This window comes from Pantoea sp. X85 (assembly GCF_029623675.1).
GTDB classification, from domain to species: Bacteria; Pseudomonadota; Gammaproteobacteria; order Enterobacterales; family Enterobacteriaceae; genus Pantoea; species Pantoea leporis.
In genome coordinates this window covers 506,535-527,321 of record NZ_CP121108.1, presented here as the reverse complement: position 1 = coordinate 527,321, position 20,787 = coordinate 506,535, and the positions used below count along the sequence as shown (strand labels likewise).

The 20,787-nt window shown below is 53.9% G+C and carries 17 protein-coding genes; 12 read left to right on the top strand and 5 right to left on the bottom strand.

Translation table 11 applies throughout. The annotated features are described in order from the left end of the window. Positions 1–8: 8 nt before the first annotated feature. Genes mlaD through mlaF form a run of 3 tightly spaced genes read right to left on the bottom strand, consistent with a single transcriptional unit; the run spans position 9 to position 2,152 of the window. The gene (gene mlaD, locus P6287_RS02355; RefSeq protein WP_137385047.1) at positions 9–545 is read right to left on the bottom strand and encodes an outer membrane lipid asymmetry maintenance protein MlaD; all 537 of its coding nucleotides are present in this window, start codon (positions 543–545) and stop codon (positions 9–11) included. Positions 546–549: 4 nt separating this feature from the next. Then, positions 550–1,332, bottom strand: coding sequence for a lipid asymmetry maintenance ABC transporter permease subunit MlaE (gene mlaE, locus P6287_RS02350; protein WP_007886633.1), 783 nt, complete (start codon positions 1,330–1,332; stop codon positions 550–552). Between the two features lie 4 nt (positions 1,333–1,336). Further along, a complete protein-coding gene (gene mlaF / locus P6287_RS02345; RefSeq protein WP_008104360.1) occupies positions 1,337–2,152 on the bottom strand; it encodes a phospholipid ABC transporter ATP-binding protein MlaF in 816 nt (271 codons plus the stop codon). Positions 2,153–2,379: 227 nt separating this feature from the next. On the opposite strand from mlaF, the gene P6287_RS02340 reads away from it, so the two are divergent. The 11 genes from P6287_RS02340 (at position 2,380) to npr (ending at position 10,381) form a co-directional block, all read left to right on the top strand. Beyond that, positions 2,380–3,363, top strand: coding sequence for a calcium/sodium antiporter (locus P6287_RS02340; RefSeq protein ID WP_277974440.1), 984 nt, complete (start codon positions 2,380–2,382; stop codon positions 3,361–3,363). A 13-nt stretch (positions 3,364–3,376) separates the two neighbouring features. Beyond that, the gene (kdsD, locus tag P6287_RS02335) at positions 3,377–4,357 is read left to right on the top strand and encodes an arabinose-5-phosphate isomerase KdsD (RefSeq protein WP_110868082.1); all 981 of its coding nucleotides are present in this window, start codon (positions 3,377–3,379) and stop codon (positions 4,355–4,357) included. Positions 4,358–4,369: 12 nt separating this feature from the next. Further along, a complete protein-coding gene (gene kdsC / locus P6287_RS02330) occupies positions 4,370–4,936 on the top strand; it encodes a 3-deoxy-manno-octulosonate-8-phosphatase KdsC (RefSeq protein ID WP_101762280.1) in 567 nt (188 codons plus the stop codon). Continuing rightward, on the top strand, positions 4,933–5,505 hold the full coding sequence (gene lptC / locus P6287_RS02325) for an LPS export ABC transporter periplasmic protein LptC (protein WP_101762281.1): 573 nt from the start codon (positions 4,933–4,935) through the stop codon (positions 5,503–5,505). The genes kdsC and lptC overlap by 4 nt, the downstream gene beginning before the upstream one ends. Continuing rightward, positions 5,480–6,034 carry a lipopolysaccharide ABC transporter substrate-binding protein LptA gene (gene lptA, locus P6287_RS02320; protein WP_036648348.1) on the top strand — a complete coding sequence of 185 codons (555 nt, stop codon included), beginning with the start codon at positions 5,480–5,482 and terminating at the stop codon, positions 6,032–6,034. Before lptC ends, lptA begins: the two co-directional genes overlap by 26 nt. Before the next feature lie 5 nt (positions 6,035–6,039). Beyond that, entirely contained in the window at positions 6,040–6,765 is a 726-nt protein-coding gene (lptB, locus tag P6287_RS02315; protein WP_008104371.1) for an LPS export ABC transporter ATP-binding protein, read from the top strand. 48 nt (positions 6,766–6,813) lie between these two features. Then, entirely contained in the window at positions 6,814–8,253 is a 1,440-nt protein-coding gene (gene rpoN, locus P6287_RS02310; protein ID WP_101762282.1) for an RNA polymerase factor sigma-54, read from the top strand. 21 nt (positions 8,254–8,274) lie between these two features. Further along, positions 8,275–8,562, top strand: a complete 288-nt coding sequence (gene hpf / locus P6287_RS02305) for a ribosome hibernation promoting factor (protein ID WP_101762283.1) — start codon at positions 8,275–8,277, stop codon at positions 8,560–8,562. 160 nt (positions 8,563–8,722) lie between these two features. After that, on the top strand, positions 8,723–9,205 hold the full coding sequence (gene ptsN, locus P6287_RS02300) for a PTS IIA-like nitrogen regulatory protein PtsN (RefSeq protein WP_176970221.1): 483 nt from the start codon (positions 8,723–8,725) through the stop codon (positions 9,203–9,205). A 52-nt stretch (positions 9,206–9,257) separates the two neighbouring features. After that, the gene (gene rapZ, locus P6287_RS02295) at positions 9,258–10,112 is read left to right on the top strand and encodes an RNase adapter RapZ (RefSeq protein ID WP_101762285.1); all 855 of its coding nucleotides are present in this window, start codon (positions 9,258–9,260) and stop codon (positions 10,110–10,112) included. After that, the gene (gene npr, locus P6287_RS02290) at positions 10,109–10,381 is read left to right on the top strand and encodes a PTS phosphocarrier protein NPr (protein WP_008104379.1); all 273 of its coding nucleotides are present in this window, start codon (positions 10,109–10,111) and stop codon (positions 10,379–10,381) included. Before rapZ ends, npr begins: the two co-directional genes overlap by 4 nt. Positions 10,382–10,386: 5 nt before the next feature. Here the strand turns inward: npr and mtgA are convergent, their stop codons facing one another. Together mtgA and arcB are read right to left on the bottom strand one after the other, a co-directional pair. After that, positions 10,387–11,109, bottom strand: a complete 723-nt coding sequence (gene mtgA / locus P6287_RS02285; RefSeq protein WP_110868084.1) for a monofunctional biosynthetic peptidoglycan transglycosylase — start codon at positions 11,107–11,109, stop codon at positions 10,387–10,389. An 876-nt stretch (positions 11,110–11,985) separates the two neighbouring features. Continuing rightward, positions 11,986–14,340: an aerobic respiration two-component sensor histidine kinase ArcB gene (gene arcB / locus P6287_RS02280; protein ID WP_222185109.1), complete on the bottom strand. Its 2,355-nt coding sequence runs from the start codon at positions 14,338–14,340 to the stop codon at positions 11,986–11,988. Positions 14,341–15,242: 902 nt separating this feature from the next. Here arcB and P6287_RS02275 point away from each other — a divergent pair. Next, positions 15,243–20,774 carry a glutamate synthase-related protein gene (locus P6287_RS02275; RefSeq protein ID WP_277974439.1) on the top strand — a complete coding sequence of 1,844 codons (5,532 nt, stop codon included), beginning with the start codon at positions 15,243–15,245 and terminating at the stop codon, positions 20,772–20,774. The last annotated feature ends 13 nt before the right edge of the window (positions 20,775–20,787 follow it).

Genomic DNA, 20,787 nt, shown 5'->3' with positions numbered 1-20,787 from the left:
CTCGTAGGTTATTCCGTTGTTGCAGGTGCTGCCGGTGCACTCTGCGCACCCTGTGATTTATCGTCAGATTTGTTATCGCCGCTTTTATAGAGGAATTGACCGATCAGGTCTTCCAGCACCAGCGCCGACTTGGTGTCACGCAGCGTGCCGCCATCTTTCAGCATAGAAGAGCCAAGCTCGGGATCGTCAAAACCTAAATTCAGCGCCAGGAACTGCTCACCGAGCAGGCCTTGAGTGCGGATGGCTAATGAGCTGGTGTCGGGAATTTTATCAGCGTATTTATCGCTAATATCCATGGTCACACGCGGTGAGAGGGTTTTCTCATCCAGCGCAATATCTGACACCCGGCCAATCAACACGCCGCCAATTTTCACCGGAGAACTGACTTTCAGTCCGCCGATATTATCGAAGGTGGCATACATCTTCCACGTTGGTTCGGTGCCGATAGTTTTGAGATCGGCAACGCGCAGGCCGAGGAATAACAGCGCCAGCAGCGCAGCCAGCATGAAGACGCCAACCCAGATTTCGTTTTTCTTGCTTTGCATTGCATCAATTCCCAAACATCAGTGCTGTCAGCACAAAATCCAAACCGAGTACCGCCAGTGAAGCATGCACCACGGTACGCGTTGTCGCACGACTGATCCCTTCCGAGGTCGGGATGGCATCATAGCCATTAAAGAGCGCAATCCAGGTTACCGTGACGGCAAAGACTGCGCTTTTGATCATGCAGTTAACGACATCAGTGCGGAAATCTACCGCGTTCTGCATCGCCGACCAGAAGAAACCGGGATCGATCCCTTTCCAGCTCACGCCAACCAGCGCGCCACCGGCAATACCAACGGCGGTAAAGATCAACGCCAGCAACGGCATGCTGATAAATCCTGCCCAGAAGCGCGGTGATACCACGCGACGTAGCGGATCGACGGCCATCATCTCCATGCTGGAGAGCTGTTCGGTGGCTTTCATCAGCCCGATTTCAGCGGTTAACGCTGAACCCGCACGGCCTGCAAACAGCAACGCCGTGACGACCGGACCGAGCTCACGCAGCAGCGAGAGCGCCACCAGCATGCCAAGGCTGGTTTCCGCATTGTAAGTGGTGAGCACCAGATAGCCTTGCAGACCCAGCACCATGCCAATAAACAAGCCAGATACCACGATGATCAGTAACGATAACACGCCCACGCTATACAGCTGTTTCACCAGCAGCGGCGCATGGCGACGAAACGCCGGCTTACCGACTAACGCATGAAATAACATGAGGCCTGCGCGGCCAAAAGCGGCACAGGTATTGATTCCCTGACGTCCAAATGACGCTAGCGCCTGTAACAACATCAGTTTACGTTCTCCCTGAGCGGGTCAAGTCGCTGAGATAATCGCCAGCGGCAAAGCGGAAAGGCACCGGACCATCCGCATGACCCTCGATAAACTGGCGCACACGCGGATCGGGATTTTCTCGCAGTTCCGGCGCGCTACCCTGAGCAATGATTTTTTGTCCGGCAACAATATAGGCATGATCGGCAATGCTCAAGACCTCAGGCACATCGTGTGAAACCACGATGCAGGTCAGGCCCAGAGCATGATTCAGTTCGTCAATTAACTTCACCAGCACGCCCATGGTAATCGGATCCTGGCCGACAAAAGGCTCATCGAACATGATCAGTTCGGGTTCCAGCGCGATAGCACGCGCCAGCGCCGCACGGCGGGCCATACCGCCAGAAAGTTCGGCAGGCATTAGTTTAGCGGCTCCACGCAAACCCACCGCTTCCAGCTTCATCAATACGGTGCTGTGCAACAGCTCTGGCGGCAGCTGCGTATGTTCACGCAACGGCCAGGCAACGTTTTCATACACGTTGAGATCGGTAAACAGCGCGCCGGACTGAAACAGCATGCTCATTTTTTTACGCGCTTCGTACAATTTGGTGCGGGAAAGCGTCGGGATATTTTGATCGCGGAACCAAATCTCGCCTTTATCGGGCTGTAATTGCCCACCGATCAGACGCAATAATGTGGTTTTGCCAATTCCGGATGGGCCCATAATCGCGGTGACTTTACCGGCAGGTACCGTTAACGAGATGTCGTCGAAGATAGTACGATCTCCGCGCGTGAAACTGACGCCACGAACCTCAACCAGATTCGTTTGCTGCTGGATCATCTTTACCTCTTTATGCGGATCGGGCGCTATCAAAGCTGTGGATGGTAGCCTGGTAGCCTCGAATGCACGATAGTTTTACAGAAACTTACCCACTTAGTGTGGCGAAAACGGCCTTAAAATTTACTTTTGCCTCTCAGACAGTCAAAATCAGCGCCTGTTAGTGCGTGCAGAATGTTTTTACCCGTCGGACAAGGTTCGCCGACACCTCCATCCATCAAGGATTTTTAATGTTCGTAGCCTCTGCCTTGCTGTTTATCGGATTGATTTTACTGGTTTACGGTGCCGACCGTTTGGTATTTAGCGCCGCGATCCTCTGTCGATCCTTTGGCATCCCACCGCTGATCATTGGTATGACGGTGGTGAGCATTGGCACATCATTACCGGAATTGATCGTCTCGTTTTCGGCCGCACAGCATGGACAGATGGATTTAGCGGTTGGCACCGCGCTGGGCTCGAACATCACCAATATTCTATTAATTCTGGGCGGCGCGGCGTTGCTCCACCCATTGACAGTACACTCCAATCTGATTCGGCGCGAATTGCCATTAATGCTGCTAGTCTCACTGCTCTGCGGCATCATGCTGTTTGATAACTATTTAAGTCGACTCGACGGCATCGCGTTACTGCTGATTGCATTGAGTTATCTGCTGGTGGTGATTCGCATTGCTCGCCGTGCTGAACGCGATAATAACGACACGCTAACCCGCGAACAGCTGGCGGAGCTGCCGCGCGATGAGGCCGGTAACACCGTGGCCTTTCTGTGGCTGGCGGTTGCACTGATTATTTTGCCGATGTCGACGCGTATGGTGATCGACAACGCCACCGTCTTTGCCGACTACTTTGGTGTGAGCGAACTGGTGATGGGCCTGACGCTGATCGCCGTCGGCACCAGCTTGCCCGAACTGGCCACCGTGGTGGCTGGCGCGCTGAAAGGTGAGGACGATATCGCGATTGGTAACCTGATCGGCGCCAATATTTTCAATCTGGCGATTGTTCTCGGCCTGCCGGCGCTGATTCATCCCGGCAGCGTTGATGCGCATGCCTTCGCACGTGATTACTGGGTGATGCTGGCAGTGAGCGTACTGTTCGCCCTGCTCTGCCTGCTGCGCAAACGCCGTATTGGTCGTATCGCAGGCACACTATTATTAGGTGGTTTTATCGCGTGGGTGCTGTGGTTATGGCTGAGCCCCATGCTTATCACAAGCTATTAAGGACGGACTGACCATGTCACATCAGCAACCGGATTTCGATTTTCAACAAGCAGGCAAAGCGGTGCTGCGCATCGAACGCGAAGGGCTGGAGCAGCTTGATCAATATATCAATGATGATTTCGATCGCGCCTGCGCGATGATCTTTGCCTGCCGCGGCAAAGTGGTAGTGATGGGCATGGGCAAATCCGGGCATATCGGTAAAAAAATGGCCGCGACTTTTGCCAGCACCGGTACACCTTCGTTCTTTGTGCATCCCGGCGAAGCCAGCCACGGCGATCTCGGCATGGTCAGCACCAATGATGTGGTGATCGCGATTTCTAACAGCGGTGAATCCGGCGAAATCCTTGCGTTGGTGCCGGTGTTAAAGCGCCAGAAAGTGCAGCTGATTTGTATCACCGGCCGTCCTGAGAGCGCGATGGGCCGCGCTGCAGATGTGCATCTGTGCGTGAAAGTGCCGCAGGAAGCTTGTCCGCTCGGCCTGGCACCAACCACCAGCACCACCGCGACTTTAGTGATGGGCGATGCGCTGGCCGTGGCGTTATTGGAAGCGCGCGGATTTACCCAGGAAGATTTTGCGCTGTCGCATCCCGGCGGTGCGCTGGGCCGCAAACTGCTGCTGCACGTCAGCGATATCATGCACAGCGGCGATGAAATTCCTCACGTTAGCCGTGATGCGTCGATGCGGGATGCGCTGCTGGAAATTACCCGTAAGAATCTCGGTTTGACGGTGATCGTCGATGACCTAATGAAAATCGAAGGCATCTTCACCGATGGTGACTTGCGTCGCGTGTTTGATATGGGCATCGATTTCCAGAAAGCCACCATTCAGGAAGTGATGACCAGCGGCGGCATTCGCGTGCGCCCCAATATGCTGGCCGTTGACGCCCTTAATTTGATGCAAAACAAAAACATCACCGCCCTGCTGGTGGCCGATGACGATCGCCTGCTCGGTGTGGTACATATGCATGACATGCTGCGCGCTGGCGTGGTCTAACAGGAAGAAATAATGAGTGCTGAAACGGCGATGGTCGAGACTTGCTACGGTCCGGTGAGCGCGGACGTCATGGCGCGTGCTGCGAAGATTCGCCTGCTGATTTGTGACGTTGATGGCGTGATGTCCGATGGCGTCATTTATATGGGCAACAGCGGTGAAGAGCTGAAAGCTTTTAACGTGCGTGATGGTTATGGCGTGCGTTGCCTGCTGACCTCCGGCGTCGAAGTGGCTATTATTACCGGCCGCAAAGCAAAACTGCTGGAAGATCGCTGTAAGACGCTCGGCATTACGCATCTTTACCAGGGACAATCGGATAAGCTTTTGGCCTGGCGGGAACTCCTGGATAAACTGTCATTAACGGCCGATCAGGTCGCCTACATTGGCGATGACCTGATCGACTGGCCGGTAATGGCGCAGGCGGGTTTGAGCGTTGCCGTTGCTGATGCTCACCCGATTTTACTGCCGCGCGCGCATTATGTGACCCGCATTGCCGGTGGCCGCGGTGCGGTACGTGAGTTGTGCGATCTGATTTTGATGGCGCAGAACAAATTTGAGGATGCCAAAGGGCAATCAATATGAGTAAGAGCAGGCGTTGGATGACGCTGATCCTGGCCTTGATCGCCTTAGTGCTGATCGGCTGGAATCTCACCAACCAGGATGACGACAGAACGCCGGTGGCAACCAACGATCAAGCGCCAACCTACACCAGCGAGAAATCGAACACGGTGGTGTATAACCCCACAGGCGCGCTGGGCTATAAGCTGGTCTCCGATAAAGTGACCTACTTTGCTGCCGATGAGATAAGTTGGTTCGATAATCCGGTGATGACCACCTATGACGTAAATAAAGTGGCGACATGGTCGGTGCGCGCCGATAAGGCAAAGCTGACCAAAGATCGTATGCTTTATCTTTACGGCAACGTTGTTGTCAATTCTTTGACTCAGGATTCACAGCTTGAGCGCATCCTTACCGATAACGCTCAGGTTAATTTGGTCACCCAGGATGTGACATCTGACGATCAAGTCACCCTTTTTGGCCGCAGTTTTAATTCCACTGGCATGAAAATGCGCGGCAATTTACGGACGAAACATGCTGAGCTGCTTGAAAAGGTCAAAACTTCCTATGAAATTCAAAATGAACAAAAATAGCCTTAAGTTATTGCTGGTGAGTACGCTGCTGGCAACGAGCCTGCCTGCGCTGGCATTAACCGGCGACTCAGACAAACCGGTAAATATCGACTCCGTTAACCAGGCGCTGGATCTGCAGGGCAACGTTGCGACCTTTACCGGCAACGTAATTGTGACGCAGGGTTCCATCAAGATTACCGCCGATAAAGTGGTGGTCACTCGTCCGGGCGGCGATAGCAAAAAAACCATTGTTGATGCTTACGGCACGCCAGCCACCTTCTATCAGATGCAGGATAACGGCAAGCCGGTGCAAGGCCACGCCAGTAAACTGCACTATGAATTGGCGAACGATTTTGTTGAGCTGACCGGCAATGCCTTCATTCAGCAGCAGGACAGCAACATCAAAGGCGACCGCATCACTTACCTGGTGAAAGAGCAGAAGATGCAGGCGTTCAGCCAGGGCGACAGCAAGCGCGTGACTACCGTTCTGGTACCGTCGCAGCTGCAGGACAAAAACGGTTCGTCCGCGAGCCCTAAAAAGAGTAACTGATTGCTATGGCTACACTAATCGCTGAAAACCTGGCGAAAGCCTACAAAGGCCGCCGCGTGGTGGAAGATGTTAGCCTGCAGGTAAAATCCGGCGAGATTGTCGGCCTGCTGGGCCCAAACGGTGCCGGTAAAACCACCACCTTCTACATGGTGGTGGGCATTGTGCCGCGCGATGCCGGCCGCATCGTGATTGATGATGAAGACATCAGCATTCTGCCGCTGCATGCGCGCGCGCGTCGCGGCATCGGCTATCTGCCGCAGGAAGCCTCGATCTTCCGTCGCCTGAGCGTGTACGACAACCTGATGGCTGTGCTGCAGATCCGTGATGATTTAACCGAAGAACAGCGTCAGGATCGGGCCAACGAGCTGATGGAAGAGTTCCATATTGGCCATCTGCGCGACAGCATGGGCCAGGCGCTGTCGGGTGGTGAACGCCGTCGTGTGGAAATTGCCCGCGCGCTGGCGGCTAATCCGAAATTCATCCTGCTGGATGAGCCTTTTGCCGGTGTTGACCCGATCTCGGTTATCGACATCAAGAAAATCATTGAGCATCTGCGTGACAGCGGCCTTGGCGTGCTGATTACCGACCACAACGTGCGTGAAACCCTCGCGGTGTGTGAACGCGCTTATATCGTCAGCCAGGGACATTTAATTGCCCATGGCACGCCTGATGAAATTCTTGTAGATGAGCAAGTTAAGCGTGTTTATTTGGGCGAAGAGTTCAGACTCTGATAAGGTGTTGTAACACCCTACGTTTGCTTAGGAAATTCTTACCGAATTATGAAGCAAGGTTTGCAACTCAGGCTCAGCCAACAGCTGGCGATGACTCCACAGTTGCAGCAAGCCATTCGCTTGCTGCAACTCTCTACGCTTGAACTCCAGCAAGAACTGCAACTGGCGCTGGAAAGCAATCCGCTGCTTGAACAAACCGAACTGCACGAAGAAGTTGACGCACGTGAATTTCAGGATCAGGAAAGTGATTCGTTAGACACGCGCGAAGCGCTTGAGCAGAAAGATATGCCTGAAGAGCTTCCGCTCGACGCTACCTGGGACGAAATCTACACCGCAGGCACACCGTCAGGCACCGGCACCGATTACCAGGATGACGAACTGCCGATCTACCAAGGCGAAACCACCCAATCGCTGCAGGATTACCTGATGTGGCAGGTTGAGTTAACGCCGTTCACTGATACCGATCGCGCGATTGCCACGTCAATTGTTGATGCCATTGATGACACCGGCTATCTCACCGTCAGCTTACAAGACATTTATGACAGTATTGGTGATGAAGAGTTGGCGCTGGAAGAAGTCGAAGCCGTGCTCAAGCGCGTGCAGCGTTTCGATCCGATTGGCGTCGGTGCACGTGATTTGCGTGATTGCCTGTTAGTCCAGCTGTCGCAATATGCTGCCGACACGCCCATGCTGGCGGAAGCACGCCTGATTGTTAGCGAACATCTCGATCTGCTGGCCAACCATGATTTCCGCAGCCTAATGCGCGTAACCCGTCTGAAGGAAGAAGTGCTGAAAGAGGCGATGCTGCTGATTCAGTCACTCGATCCGCGCCCAGGCCAGTCAATTAACACCAGCGAACCGGAATATGTCATTCCCGATGTTCTGGTGCGCAAAATCAGCAAGCGCTGGACGGTTGAACTCAATTCCGACAGCATGCCGCGCCTGAAAATCAATCAGCAGTATGCGGCGATGGGCGGAGCTGGCCGTAATGAAAGCGATAACCAGTTTATTCGCAGCAACTTACAGGAAGCCAAGTGGCTGATTAAGAGCCTGGAGAGCCGCAACGACACGCTGCTGAAAGTGACACGCTGTATCGTTGAGCAGCAGCAGGCGTTTTTTGAGCAGGGTGAGGAGTACATGCGTCCAATGGTGTTGGCGGATATCGCCCAAGCTGTTGATATGCATGAATCCACCATTTCCCGCGTGACCACGCAAAAGTATTTACACAGCCCGCGTGGCATCTTTGAACTGAAGTATTTTTTCTCCAGTCACGTCAACACCGAAGGCGGCGGCGAAGCCTCTTCCACGGCGATTCGTGCATTAGTGAAAAAATTAATCTCGGCGGAAAACCCCGCAAAACCCTTGAGCGACAGCAAACTGACCTCCATGTTATCCGAACAGGGCATCATGGTTGCGCGACGTACGGTTGCTAAATATCGCGAGTCTTTATCTATACCGCCATCAAACCAGCGCAAGCAATTGGTTTGACCGAACGAAGAAGGAAGACCTATGCAGCTAAACCTTACCGGACTTAATGTTGAAATTACCGAACCTCTGCGTGAATTTGTAAATACCAAATTTGCCAAACTGGAACACTATTTTGATCGTATCAATCAGGTTTATATTGTTCTGAAGGTAGAGAAGGTGACGCAGGTTGCGGATGCAACACTGCACGTTAACGGCGGAGAGCTGCACGCCACATCGGAAGCGGAAGACATGTACGCGGCCATCGACGGGTTAATCGATAAGCTTTCCCGTCAGTTGACCAAGCACAAAGACAAACTGAAAAAACACTAACCTTCACGCTTGCAGAGTGCTGACTGATTCGGCACTTAGAGCATAAATGGGGCGGAATTTACCGCCCCGTTTTGTCATCTGCGCAAGCGCCAGCGGGTGAACGGTAATAAAATCAATTGCCTGAAACTCGTGGCTATGTGAACTCGCAAGTGAAACGATGATGAACAACGATCTAACACTGGAATTGAGCTCGGTCCTTTCACTGGACTGTACCCGTAGCGGCGTACACTGCCAGAGTAAAAAACGCGCGCTGGAGATTATCAGCGAGCTGGCAGCGAAGCAGCTCAATCTGCCGCACCAGACGCTTTTCGAAGCCATCCTGACCCGCGAACGCATGGGCAGTACCGGTATTGGTAACGGCATCGCCATTCCACATGGCAAGCTGGAAGAGGACACCTTACGCGCTGTCGGCGTGTTTATTAGCCTCGATCAGCCTATCGCTTTTGATGCGGTAGATAATCAGCCGGTTGACCTGCTGTTTGCCCTGCTGGTACCCGCGGACCAGTGTAAAACCCACTTACACACGCTTTCGCTGGTTGCCAAACGCCTCGCAGATAAAACCGTCTGTCGTCGTTTGCGCGCGGCACAGAGCGACCAAGAGCTCTACGCCATTATCACAGAAGCTCAGGAAGCACACTCTTAAGCGAAAAACACTTTTACCGGCGTATTCGCCGGTTTAAAACGGGAGAAATGTGATGGTGCTGATGATCGTTAGCGGTCGGTCAGGCTCAGGAAAATCAGTCGCGCTGCGTGCCCTCGAAGATATGGGTTTTTACTGTGTCGACAACTTGCCGGTGGTCTTGCTACCGGAGCTGGCGAATACCTTAACCGAACGCAATATTTCTGCGGCAGTCAGCATTGATGTGCGTAACATGCCGGAATCACCGGAAGTCTTTGAAGCGGCGCTCAACAATCTGCCCGATGCCTTTTCGCCGCAGCTGCTGTTTCTTGATACCGATCGCAACACGTTGATTCGCCGCTACAGCGATACGCGTCGCCTGCATCCGCTCTCCAGCAAAAACTTGTCACTGGAGAGTGCTATTGATGAAGAGAACGATCTGCTGGAGCCACTGCGCTCACGCGCCGATCTGATTATCGATACGTCTGAGATGTCGGTTCATGAATTGGCAGAGATGCTGCGTACCCGCTTGCTGGGCAAGCGCGAGCGTGAACTGACCATGGTGTTTGAGTCATTCGGCTTCAAACACGGCATTCCGATCGACGCCGATTATGTTTTCGATGTGCGCTTCCTGCCGAACCCGCACTGGGATCCCAAGCTGCGTCCGATGACCGGTCTGGATCGCCCGGTGGCCGCCTTCCTCGATCGTCACACCGAAGTGCACAACTTTATCTATCAAACGCGCAGCTATCTGGAACTGTGGCTGCCGATGCTGGAAACCAATAACCGCAGCTATCTTACCGTCGCCATTGGCTGTACCGGCGGTAAGCATCGTTCGGTGTATATCGCGGAACAACTGGCCGATTATTTCCGTTCACGCGGTAAAAACGTGCAGTCTCGTCATCGCACTCTGGAAAAACGCAAATCATGACCGTGAAGCAAACCGTCGAAATTCGTAATAAGCTGGGCATGCACGCGCGCCCAGCGATGAAGCTGTTCGAGCTGGTGCAGAGTTTTGATGCTGAAGTGTTGCTGCGTAACGAATCGGGCACCGAAGCGGAAGCCAGCAGCGTGATTGCGTTGCTGATGCTCGACTCAGCGAAAGGCGGTCATATTGAAATCGAAGCCAGCGGCCCGCAGGAAGAGCAGGCGCTGGCAGCGGTCATCGAACTGTTTGAAGCGGGCTTTGACGAAGATTAAGCCTTTCAATGCAGCTTGTAGCGATTCAGGAAACCTTCGCCGCCTAACTGGCGCATCTGCCGCATAATCCACTGCTGGCGCTGTCGCGTGTAGCCTGAAGGCGCATCGGCACGGAAGCGGATCGGATTGGGTAGAACCGCCGCCAGTAATGCGGCTTCAGACATCGTCAGGCGGCTGGCGGGTTTATGGAAATAGCGCTGTGAGGCCTCTTCCACGCCAAATACGCCATCGCCAAATTCTGCAATATTGAGATAAACCGTCAAGATGCGCCGCTTGGTCCACACGGTTTCGATTCCAACCGTGAGTCCCGCTTCCAGCCCTTTACGCACCCAGCTGCGGCCATCCCATAGAAACAGGTTTTTCGCCGTCTGCTGAGACAAGGTTGAAGCTCCGCGCATGCGTTCATTGCCATCGTTATCCAGCACTGATTGAATGGCATCAACATCAAAGCCCCAATGCTCGGGAAACTTTTGATCTTCAGAAGCGATAACCGCTAAAGCCATCCACGGCGAGATCTCATCCATGCCGACCCAATCCGAGTGCGCCACATAATCAAAACGCCCTGTAAACCAGGCACCGATTTGCCGCTCCACCATTACCGCCGAAAACGGTACCGGTAAAAAAGCAAACAGCAGAATGCCCGCTAACCAGATGCCGAGCCAGGCCAGCAGCACTTTAGCAATCAGTACTTTAATACGTTTTCCCAGCGTCCCTTTACTCTTGCTCATGCAATTTTCTCTTACCTGTTCCCTGTATTAATCAATCACCCAAGTCACAATAGCTAACACCAACGATTAACCACTAAATTTTATCCTCTGATTGGCAAAAACGTCAGTGAAATTGTTGCCTGCGCAATCAACGTTCCTCTATTAGAGCCAATCACATCAAGCACTTCCGCCAAAAAGGAATCGGTTCCATGATGTTAAATGCACCAGGCGCTGCGTGCATGAACACTTAACTGAATGTGATATCGCTCACGCAAAAGCTTTCATGAAGCTTAACTATAATTTTTTATGATGTTCGAACTTGTTCATTGATTACAGAGACCAATCTGAAAAATGCGACCAAATCTGTATGATCCTGCCTGCATTGGGCCTCAATAATGGTAAAGCGATTTACCGCACAATTGGTTTACATCATTCAATAAACTATAAACTGGAACTTTCCGTTTAAGGTTTCCAAAACGTTTTGGATAAGCCGTCAAAAAACCTTACTTTATTCATCAATATCAGCACGTTAATCTAACTTAACTTCAATTTTTTGTCAGAATCACATTTTCCATGCTCGTGTCAGGCTTTTCCTGCTAACGACTGAAGCAAAACCAGGCAAAAAGCAGAACAATTGGTCAAAAAAGGTGCAATATGGCAAAGAAATTAATTCCTTGCTTGACTGTGTCAGCAAATTAATGTTTTCTGTATTTAATCGCTGCTCAACATCACACAATTTAATGAATCTTGTCGCAAGCATTGGCGAATTTGTTAAGGTGATTTGGAAGCGTTAACCAATACCGAACTGCTGCTTTCTTATTCGATTTCTAATAATAGCAGCAGTGCCCATTTCCCTGGTGTTGGCGCAGTATTCGCGCACCCCAGTTTCGACTGGGGTCATTTTTTTCTAACGTCCTGTAATTTTTCCCGCTCCGCTACCCATTCACGTAACACGTTCACGTCTTTCAGCCACTCTTGTTTTAACTCATCGACCCACTCTTGCACGTTGTCCCACCACGCTGGCAATTCCGGCGACTGAATCTGCTTCGCCAACTGCTGTATATGCAGTAAGCCAACCGAACCTGCCGCACCTTTGATCTTGTGCCCTTCTTCAGCAATCCCTTTTTGATCGCGCGCCATCATGTTGGAATCCAGCACCTCGAGGTAGCCCGGCATCATCTGCTCAAACATGGTCAGGCTTTGGGTAATCAAACCAGGGCCAACCAGTTCAATGTATTGCTCCAGCATCGCCACATCTAGCAGCGTGCGCGACTGCGCGTCTGATGATTCGGTGGCGATCTCTTCCAGCTCCGGCTGATAATCCCAGAACTTCTTGATCACCGCCGTAAGCGCTGGCACAGCAAGCGGTTTGCTCAACACATCATCCATGCCGGCATCGAGATACTCTTTTTTGTCTTTCAGCACATTGGCGGTCAATGCCACCAGCGGCGGCAGCGCCACATCTGCGTAACGCTGATGGATGGCACGTGACACGTCGAGGCCCGTCATATCCGGAAGCTGAATATCGAGCAGCACCAGATCGAACTCCTGCGGATCAAACATCGCCAGCGCATCCGTACCGGTCATCGCGACTTCGACGCTGCAACCCAGCTTCTCCAGTACCGAGCGCGCAACGATGACGTTGAGTTCAATATCTTCCACCAGCAACACGTGCAGCGCCGGCAACGGCATACTGTCATCCAGATTGTCGTCTTCCACTTCCTCAGCGACGCGTGGCGCGTTGATCTCCACGGTGAAGCAGGAACCCTGCCCCGCGACGCTACTTACGCTAATATCGCCGCCCATCGCCTGGGCTAAACGACGCGAAACCGCTAAACCGATGCCGGTGCCCGTCGCCGGCTTGCCGCCGTGCTGATCTTTCACCTGGTAATACATGGCGAAGATCTTATCCTGCTCTTCCTGCGGAATGCCCATGCCGGAATCCTGCACTTCAAAGTGCAGCGTTTCATCCTGACGATAGGCAACGCGCACCACAATCTCGCCCTGCTGAGTAAATTTCACGGCATTGCCGATTAGGTTCCACAGAATCTGACGCAGACGCGTGCCATCCGCCGAAATTTTATGGGGCAGCGGCAGCTCCGGCGCCATGACAAATTTCAGCCCTTTTGGCTGCGCCAGCAGACCGGAGAGGTTTTCCAGATCGGCGAGGAAACCGGTGAAATCCAGCGGCTGATTATCCAGCTGCACTTTGCGGCGTTCGATTTTGTCCACTTCAATTACATCATTGAAGATGTTGCCCAGCGTGATGGCCGACACGTGGATGGTTTTGAGGTACTTCAGCTGCTCCTGATTGAGATCGGTATCCAGCAGGATGCGGCTCAGCCCGACGATGCCATTCAGCGGCGTACGCAGCTCATGGCTGATAGTCGAAATAAAGGTGGTCTTCTCACGGCTGGCGTTCTCTAGCGCGTCCTGATAGCGCTTACGCTCGGTAATATCGCGGCCAAAGCCCATCAGGCCACTGCGTTTGCCGACGCGGTCGTAATAGGGCACTTTACGGATTTCGAAACAGGCTTTGCGCCCGTCGGGATATTGCAGCCACTGTTCGTAGGTCAGCGACACATTGTGGCGGAACACCTTCTCATCGGTTTCCAGCACTTTGGTCGCGGCTTCGTCATCGTAGATATCGCGGGGTGTCAGGCCAATCAGCTGCTTTTCGCTCATGCCGGTTAGCAGTTCCATGGCGCGATTACAGCCGGAGAACTGCTTATCAATGTTGCGGTAGAACACCAAATCCGGTGACGCATCAAGGAAGGAGCGCAGGAAGGAGGATTGCTGTTCCAACTCAATTTGCGCCTGCTCGCGTCGTGCCATCTCTTCGCGCAGCTTATCCATCACCTGCTCGCGCGCCTGCTCGGCTTTAATACGGTCGTTAATTTCCTGATTAAGCTGGGTGATGGTCTCTTTCATCTGCTGGTTCAGCTCGAGATCGCGCGTACGCATCTCTTCCAGCTTATCCACCAGTTTCGACAGGCGCTGGCGCGACTCTTCCAGCTGATCGACCACCACTGAGAGGAAATAGACCGCCCAGGGCGTAATCAACAGACCGAAGAAGATGGAGCGGACGACGTCGATGCTCTCCACATGCCCGCGCAATACCATGGTGACGGCCATCTGTACCACCATCGCCAGCACCACCAGCGCTGAGGCTAACAGCAGCGAAAAGCGCACCAAGCCGAGTTTGACCATCAAATCAACGTAGTACTGCGCTAAAAGACGAATCTGTTTCATTACGAGCTCCCTGAACGAAATCTGGCTCATGATAGCGTAATTATCGCTGCGCTGCCCCGCTTCACCCGGCCATATCGCGCAGGTTATGCCCTGTAATGGTGCATCGCAGCGTGATTTCGCCGACGTTCCCTTCTATATGCGCAAAGCGCTTGACTAATTCTGCCAACTGAATAATCTGGAGGGCCGCGCTTTAGCGGACCTTTTCTCAACATCCGGTGCTAATCAGCACCCTGGCAGCCATTCATCCTGATGGTTGCACCTCTTTATTGCATACCCATTCAATTTAAATGACTTTCTACGCATGCTTTGCGTGATTAATTTTACTAATGGCAGCGCCATTTTGATTCAAATATGACGCCATAAGAAAAACAGATACATGCTGTGTATCAACTGCCCCTAACAGCATTAAATGCTGTTATAACCCTTTCTGCCAGCATTGTTTGGATATTAGAGGGCTGGGTCACAGTGAGACGGCTCACACTTACTGGGGGAATGCGCAGCGGGATATTGACATAAATTTACGCAATAAATTCTTATTAATCATTTAATTAAGTGACAAGAAAGCCTATTACCCGCATCAAAGCTGGCTATTTGACCTGAGTTCGCTTTCCCGATAAGTTGGAATTCCACTGGAAGCTTTCCTGGTGGGCCTGTGTCTCGGCATATCTATGCAGCAAGAAGCCTCCCTCTGGATGCAAGCTATCTCCCGAAAGAGACCGGAATAAAAAGAGCAGCTCATTAAGGACGTGACAACAGTGTCTTGAGAGCCCTTGCTCGGTGCTGCGACGCCTGCTCTTTACTGAGCGGCACAAGAATTGATACCGCCGCGCTGGCTTACATTGTCACGCTGCGGTACACGAAATAATGCAGGTAATGTCAAAAGAAGTTTAAGGAGACTCTCAATGTCCACGCAAAAACCGAATCCCTATGGTTTGTATGACCCATCAGCTGGCAGTGACAGCTGTGGTGTAGGTTTCATTACCCGTAAGGACGGCGAGCAGACTCATGAGATTCTGCGAATGGCCCATAGCGCGCTGTGCACGGTTCCGCACCGTGGCGGCATGTCTGCCGAAGGCGTGGGCGATGGCGCGGGTGTGAACGTCGATCTCTCCCTGAACTTCTTCCGCAAGGTCACCGGTCTGGCGCTGGAAGCCGGCCGTTTTGGCGTCGGTAACTTCTTTGTGCCAAAAGACGCAGAGCTGCGTGCAAACGCTGAGCGTCTGGTTGAAGAAACGCTGGCGGCGCATAACTTCCCGGTATTAGTGAAACGCGATATGCCGCTGGACGGCAGCGTGACGCGCCCGGCCGCCCTGCAATTCCAGCTGCCGATTGTGCAGTGGATTTTTGCCGCGCCGCAGGAAGTGACTGAGCAACTCGAATTCGAGCGCCAGATTTATCGCGCGCTGCTGGATATCGAAGCGCGCGCCTTTACCGAAAGCGAATTCGGCGGCCTCTATCCGCTGTCGCTCTCTTCGCGCACACAGGTATTTAAAGCGCGTCTGAACTCCAACGAAGTGATTCCTTACTTCAAAGATTTGACCGATGCCGATCATCAGGTCCGCGGGCTGTTCTTCCACACCCGTTTCTCGACCAACACCGATCCGCATACCACCATGGCGCAGCCATTCCGCTTAATGGCGCACAACGGCGAGCTGAACACCGATCGTAAAAACCGCATTGCCGAAGCGGCACTGATGCTGGCGCGCGGTAAAAAAATCGTGCGTCCAAAAGGTCAGTCCGACAGTTCGCGTCTCGACCAGAGCATCCATAGCCGTTTGATGGAAGATAACCTCGACCTGATCAACGCCGTAGTTTCGATGATGCCGCCAGCGTGGGAGAACGATACCTCGCTCTCGAACGAAGTGCGCGCCATGCTCGAGTACTTCTCTTTATATGAAGAGAAGAACGATGGCCCAGCTGCGCTGATCTTCGGTAACGGTGAAGTGATCGGCGCGCGACTTGACCGCCTCGGTCTGCGTCCGCTGCGTTCCGTTGAAACCGCGGAGTACATCGGTGCGATGTCTGAAGCGGGCCAGATCGCCTTCCCACCGGAAAGCGTGCTGCGTCGTGGCCGTATCGAAGCGGGCGGCATGCTCTATTACGATCACAAAGAGAAACGCTCTTACACCACGGTTGAAGCGCTGGAAAAACTGGCCGCTGAAAAAGATTATCTGTCACTGCTGAGCAAAGCGCGTATCGATCTCGCCGACCTGCCAGAAATTCAGGCAGAGCAGCTCGGCTCGCCGCTGCGTTATCGTGGTGACCTCAAAACCTATCAACGTTTTGTCGCCTACTACTACAACCAGGAAAGCTTCAAATTCATGATGGATCCGATGCTGCAAACCGGCGCTGAGAAGATCTCAGCCATGGGTTACGGCAACGCCATCAACGGCCTGTCTGACCACGAAGGCGGCATGGCGCACTACTTCTCACAACGATTTGCCCAGGTTACCAACCCGCCGCTCGACTCCATTCGTGAAGCGGACGGCATGACGCTGCGTGTGGCGCTGGGTGCGAAGCCGCATCTCGGCCGCAGCAAAGGTCAGCAAATCATTGTTCCGACGCCAATCCTGACGCACCTCGACATGCTGCGCCTGCGCGAGCAAACCGTCGCTCCTTATGCGCGTTTCGAGATGCTGTATGAGCCGGTGGTCGGCAAAGATATCGTCAGCCGTGCGGCCAACGCCAACGCGCTGGAAAAAGCCATTGATGACTTAGCCCAGCAGGTTGTCGATTTCGCACGCCAGCAAGGCGGCATCGCGGTGATCACCGATCGTCATATCTCTTCAACTCACGCAGCGATCCCGATGCTGCTGATGGTGTCGGCGATCAACCAACGTCTGGTGCAGGAAGGTCTGCGTCTGGATGTTTCGCTGGTGGTCGAAAGTGGTCAAAGCATCTCTTCACACCATATCGCAGCGACGCTGGGCTTCGGTGCTTCTGCCGTTTACCCACTCGGCGTGCAGATGCGTGCGGAAGAGAAATTCGGTGAAGGCGAAGAAGGCAATAAAGCCTTTAAACGCTATGCCAAAGCAGCCGAAAAAGCGCTGATGAAAACCATGGGTAAAGTCGGCCTGTGTACCGTTGAGAGCTACAGCTGCGGCGAGTTCTTCGAGCCGAACTTCCTGAATACCGACGATCCGGTATTGAAAAAGTATTTCCCGAATATCAAAACGCCGGTCGGCGGCGCGGGCTTCCCGGCGATCGCCCAGATGGCAGTAGACTGGCATCAAAGCGCATTAAAAATTCAGGGCGAAGCGGAAGTGCCGTTGCTCGGCCTGTTCAAAGAGCGTGCTGAAGGCGCGGGCCACTCATACGGCACCATCGCGGTGCGTACCTTCATTGATATGACGGAACAACCGATTCGCTTTGCTAACAAAGAGCGCGAAGAGGACAACTTTATTCGTTTGATGACGCTGGCCAAACTGGATAATGCGTTCAACATCAAAGCGGAAGCCTTTAAAGACAGCAGCTTCGAGCGCATCCCAAATGATGTGATCGACAGCTTTGCCATCACGCCAGATTATCGTCAGTTCTCCAGCCTGATGCATGCCGAGCGTAAACGCCGTCCGGCGGCGCTACGTGACATCCTCGCGCTGCCGTGCGATTTGACCCACGTGGACAGCGAAGCCGAATTCGGCCGCAAACTGGGCCGCTACTCGCTGGTGAACAACGGTTTCGCTACGCGTGGCCTGAAATGTGAAGCAGTGAACGGCAGCCTGAACCAGTTTGAGCTGCGTCTGATCGATGCCATTGCTGGCCTGAAACCAGAAAGCGAGCGCCTGGAAGCGCTGGCACGGGCACTGAAAACCCGTTTCACCGACGATATCGAAAGCAGCAACGTAGCGAATGGCGTGCTGCACATCACCGCTTACGGCAAAGCGGCCGATTATCTGTCGCTGATCTTCACCGCGCTGCCATCGCTGCCGCTGGAAGAGATTCAGCCAGCCCACGAAATCACCCGTACCTTTGCTTCCGGTGCGATGAGCCACGGTGCGTTGGTTGCGCCGGCGCACGAAGCTGTCGCGCACGGTACTAACATGGTTGGCGGCATGAGTAACTGTGGTGAAGGTGGCGAGCACTATTCACGTCACGGCACCATCCGCGCGTCACGTATCAAGCAGTTGGCATCCGGGCGTTTCGGCGTGTGGGCGGCTTATCTTGCTGATCCAATGCTGGAAGAGCTGGAGATCAAAATCGGTCAGGGCGCGAAGCCCGGTGAAGGCGGCCAGCTGCCGGCCCCAAAAGTGACCGTTGAGATTGCCGCAGCGCGTGGCGGTACGCCGGGCGTTGAGCTGGTTTCACCGCCGCCGCACCACGACACTTATTCCATCGAGGATTTGGCGCAGCTGATCCACGACTGTAAAGCCGCGCGCGTGCGCGTCATCGTCAAACTGGTTTCATCTGAAGGTATCGGCACCATCGCCGTCGGCGTGGCGAAAGCCGGCGCGGATGTCATTAACGTCGCGGGTAACACCGGCGGCACCGGCGCAGCGTCCGTTACCAGCCTGAAATATACCGGCCGCGTCGCGGAAATCGGCATCGCTGAAGTGCATCAGGCGCTGTGTGCCAACGGCCTGCGCGACAAAGTGCAGCTGCGCTGCTCTGGCGCGCAGCAAACCGGCAGCGATGTGATCAAATCTGCCCTGCTTGGCGGCGATAGCTTCGAGTTCGGCACCACCGCGCTGATGATGCTGAAATGCGTGATGGCGAAAAACTGTAACGTCAAATGCCCGGCCGGTTTAACCACCAACGCCGAAGCCTTTGATGGTGATCCGCGTCAGCTGGCGCAGTACTTCATCAACGTGGCGCAGGAAGTGCGTGAGTTCCTCGCCCGCCTCGGTCTGCGTTCCCTGCGTGAAGCGCGTGGCCGTTCGGATCTGCTGCACTTGATGGATCACCCGCTGGAAGTCGGCAAACTGGATCTGCGTGCGATGTTGACCGTGGTGCCAGAGCAGAAAATTGCCAAGCCGGTGTATCTGGAAAAAGACTTTGAGCTGGATGATGGCTGGGTCAGCGAGCTGAAAACGCAGCTGGTTGGCGCGGCAAGCCGTGAAATCGCGCTGGGCGCGGGCATCACGCTGAACAACCGTAACAAGAGCGTCGGTGGTCAGCTGGCGATCGATATCGAACGCATGCTGAACCATGAACTCTCGAAAGAGCAGCTGGCTGCATTGCCAGCGGTGCTGAAAGACGATCGCGGTCGTCACTATCTGGCGCCAGCCACCGTGCTGATTAACACCAGCGGCTCAGCTGGCCAGTCGTTCGGCGCGTTCTGCAACGACGGCATGCAGATGAAGCATTACGGCACCTGTAACGACGGTGTCGGCAAAGGCCAGTGCGGCGGCGAGTTGGTGGTGATGTCACCAGGCGGCGGCGCACAGGATAGCGATGGCAACGTGTTGATCGGTAACTTCGCGCTGTTTGGCGCCACCGGCGGTCGTCTGTTCGTTCAGGGCCAGGCGGGTGACCGCTTCGCCGTACGTAACTCCGGCGCAACCGCGGTAGTGGAAGGCGTTGGCGACTTCTGCTGCGAATACATGACCAACGGCGCCATCCTCAATCTTGGCACCTTTGGTAAAGGCTTCGGCAACGGCATGAGCGGCGGTTTCGCTTACCAGTACGACCCGTATGGATCGCTGGCGGCGCACGCGGCAGGTGATTCGGTGCTGTTTGGTTCTATCGCTGATGAAGATGAAATGGCGCAGGTGCACAAACAAGCGGTGCTGACCATGCTGAACTGGCATCTGGAAGCAACCCAATCGCCACGCGCGGCCTGGCTGCTGGATAACTGGGAAACCGAGTGCCACCACTTTGTTTATGTGATGCCGCGTTCGCTGCTGCTGTATCAGGATGGCACCGAAATCCTGAAAGCCAAATCACGTAAAGACCTGCTTGAAGAGCTGTCAACCTCGCTGGCTGCGCATCAGGTTGCGAAGTTCAAATCAGCGTGGCGTGACGGTAAAACCATTGCCAACGGCGCAGTTCCGGCTTATGGCGCGACCGATACGCTAGAGATGTTTGTTCTGCTGAACAACTACACCGTTCTCAGCCTCGCGCAGCAGCTGGCGCTGGGCAAGCTGCCGAAAGGCACGGGGGTGGAAGATCCAGCAGTAGAAAAAGCGGTACGTAATCTGCTGATGACCGAAGATTTCACGCTCATCAGCAAGCTGCAACGTCATGCACGCTCGGCGATTGAGAGTTACAGCGATGACGAGCTGGCAAGCCTGATCGCCGCGAAACGAATGTCAGATTACAAAGCGGCATTAACGCAGCGCAACATTCGCTCGATGGACAGCCTGGCGACTTACGGCTGGATCATCTATCAGGATGCCTGCAACCGTGAAGTGCTTGGTCATCTACCTGATTTTGAAGAGCTGTTTGCGCGTGCTGCACTGCCAGAAATCGCTGCTGCGGTCGGGAAACTTTCCTGATTACAGCGCCAAT